At 66.4% G+C, this 2,630-nt stretch carries 4 protein-coding genes; 3 read left to right on the forward strand and 1 reads right to left on the reverse strand.

All coding sequences use genetic code 11. From position 1 onward, the window contains the following. Positions 1-726 precede the first annotated feature (726 nt). Positions 727-1,515, reverse strand: a complete 789-nt coding sequence (locus ACWJ6R_RS34295; RefSeq protein ID WP_449066198.1) for a tetratricopeptide repeat protein — start codon at positions 1,513-1,515, stop codon at positions 727-729. 117 nt (positions 1,516-1,632) lie between these two features. Between ACWJ6R_RS34295 and ACWJ6R_RS34300 the strand changes: the two genes are divergently transcribed. The 3 genes from ACWJ6R_RS34300 (at position 1,633) to ACWJ6R_RS34310 (ending at position 2,427) form a co-directional block, all read left to right on the forward strand. Next, positions 1,633-1,785 (forward strand): hypothetical protein, encoded by a 153-nt coding sequence (locus tag ACWJ6R_RS34300; protein WP_449066199.1) that lies wholly within the window; start codon positions 1,633-1,635, stop codon positions 1,783-1,785. A gap of 258 nt (positions 1,786-2,043) precedes the next feature. Further along, a complete protein-coding gene (locus ACWJ6R_RS34305; RefSeq protein ID WP_449066200.1) occupies positions 2,044-2,178 on the forward strand; it encodes a hypothetical protein in 135 nt (44 codons plus the stop codon). A gap of 6 nt (positions 2,179-2,184) precedes the next feature. After that, positions 2,185-2,427, forward strand: a complete 243-nt coding sequence (locus ACWJ6R_RS34310) for a hypothetical protein (protein ID WP_449066201.1) — start codon at positions 2,185-2,187, stop codon at positions 2,425-2,427. Positions 2,428-2,630 lie beyond the last annotated feature (203 nt).

Consider the following 2,630-nt stretch of genomic DNA (forward strand, 5'->3'; position numbering starts at 1 on the left):
CGATCTCGCGGGCCAGGTGCTCGATGTGGCGGAGGTATTCGGGCTCACTGAGGTCTGGGCGGGGCACCGTGTCAGTGTGGCATCGCGGTTCGGGCCGAGGCAGGTAGGTCATCTGCGCCGTGGCGGACGGAACGATCAGGCTCTTTGCCCAGCCACCATGAAGCCGGCTCTTCTGGACGGGGATCGTCCCAGAGTCGAGGTCCCCGCTGGAGGGGTGAGAAGCGTCGGAGTATCACCGTCACAATAACGGCGACGAGCAGGACGATGCAGAGCAGCAAGCCGACGAGCACGGCCACGTTGTGCACGGCTTCATAGGCGAAATAGAAGAGGAACTCGCCGAGGGAGAAGTCGAGGGGTCTGCCGTCTGCTTCGGTGGGAGTCAAAGCCGCTCCTCAGCTATGCGCGCGGTGTGCACGGTGAGGGTACATCGGCGATGGGCGGAGTGTCTTGGGCCGTGTGCGAAGGCGCGGCCCGCGTGCGGGGAGTCGGTTGCGTACGGCGGGGCCGACGGTCGGTGCGCGGCCCGAGTGCGGCCCCGGCCGTGACCGGCCCCCAGGCCGGCATGCGCGGCCGGGGTCCGCGACGCTGGGCGTGCGGTGCCGCGCCGCGCCGCCGCTTGATCACCTATAAGAACAATTCGGCAATGACGTAGGACCGGGAGTCTGCATGTGCCGATTTTGCCGTGAGATCACCATTCCGGACGATTGCCCGCACTCGCCGTTCAGATCATGGCTGAGGGCGCCGCACGACGGAGATCAAGGACTCTCCGTCCGCCTCACGGCCTGCGAGACCGGCTGCCTCACGGATCTGATCGTCCGTCACGGACCTCGCCAGTTCGATGGCCTCATGAACGCCGTCACCGTTGCCGACGTCCAACATCTTGAGGAACCAGCGGACGGCCTGGACCGCATCGCGGCCGGCTCCGATGCCGTCGCGATACCGGATCCCGACTGCGAACATCGCTCCGGCGTGACCACCCTCGGCCGCCGCCAGGTACCACCGCAGAGCCTCCTCGTCACGGTCCAGGGCGGAGAACCAGTCACCCAGTCGGGCATTCGCCTCCTTGATCCCGCACGCGGCGGCGGATCGCAGTAGCGCCATCACCTCATCCGAGGACATCCGTTCAGCGACCTTGCCCCGGAGGTGGAGCATCGCCAGGTTGTACATCGCCTCCGGGTCCCCGGCGGCAGCCGCAGCCTGGAACAGGCTCACCGCTTTCTCGAAGTCCTGTGGCACGCCCAGGCCGGACGCGTAGAGGTGTCCGAGTCCACGCTGTCCGGCGGGGTGTCCCTGGTGGGCCGCGAGTCTCCAGAGCCTCAACGCGGCGCCGGAGTCATTGTCATGCTCCAGTGCGATGCCGCCGAGGACGCTCTGCGCTTCGGCGTCTCCCGCCTCGGCCGCTGCCGTGAGAGGGCCCCTGAGGTGATCCAGCGCCGCACGGCCTTCCTCGTCACCTTGCAGCGCAGCCGCCAGGGCCCATCGAGCCCATTCGGTGACTTCGAGGGAGATGTTCATGGTTCGCTCCTCATCGGAACGACCTTGGCATAAGCCAGGAGCGCGAAACGCCAAAGCGAAAGGGCTTCGGCGCCTTCAGCGACAGACGGACCGTCCACGCCAAGGACAAGACCACGGGTGAGCTCGTGTGGCAGGCCGCGGGTGATGGGCACCGACCCGGCAGAGTCGGCAGGACTCGGAGTGGGCGTGCTGCTCAAGGTCTACGCCAAGTGCATCGACGGCGGTACGGAGATCGCCAACCGGCGCATCGAGGATGCATCGGCGGCGTGAGTCGACAACTTACGGCGAGAGGATCCCGGTCATCCCGGGCCCCTCTTCTTTTCCACTGAACGAAGTGCCCCTTCATGGGAAGACTCAGCCGCACGTCGCCGCGGTCGAAGGTGAGAGCGGCCCGTGACCCCGTTCAGCGAACTGTGAGCACCTCATGTCCCCTGAGTCTCCCGATGTCTCCGGTGAGCTCGTATCCCCCCTGACGCCGTCCGGGATCGAGTTCCTGTTCCTCCTCGCTCCCTGATCAGCGGAGTCGTCATGTTCGTGGTGATCTACCTGGCCGTCTGGGCCGCGCTGGCCACCCACGACCGCCGCAAGGCACGCCGGCTCCAGCGGACACCGTCATCGGACCGCGGTATCCATCACCACTGCACCACCTGTGGTTCGGTCTGAGGTCCCGTGTCCGACGCCGATGATCAGAGCAGGCGGCGCAGTAGGAGGGAGGACTGGGAGACCGGGATGTGGGTGTTCGTCTTCGGGCCGTTCTTCGTCATCCACGGCGTTCACGACGTGATCACCCATGACGGCTGGATGGAGTACGTCTTCGGCCCCATCTTCCTGATCTTCGGGGCCACCTCCTGGTGGAAACACGCGAAGATCGCCTGGAGGCACGTGAAGGAATCCCGCCACCACCCGGTCTGACCTGGGCGAACGCAGCCGGTTCCATCCCGCGGATATCCCACGACCAGCGACATGCGGAGGCTCAGAGCGGCACACGGCTGCACGCCCCAAAAACGGTCAACGGCGCCTCACCCGGACAGAAGCCCTGGTCAGACGCCGTTTCGCGTGCTCAGCGGAGAGCGTGGGATTCGAACCCACGAGGACCGTCACCGGCCCTAGCGGTT

This window comes from Planomonospora algeriensis (assembly GCF_977012225.1).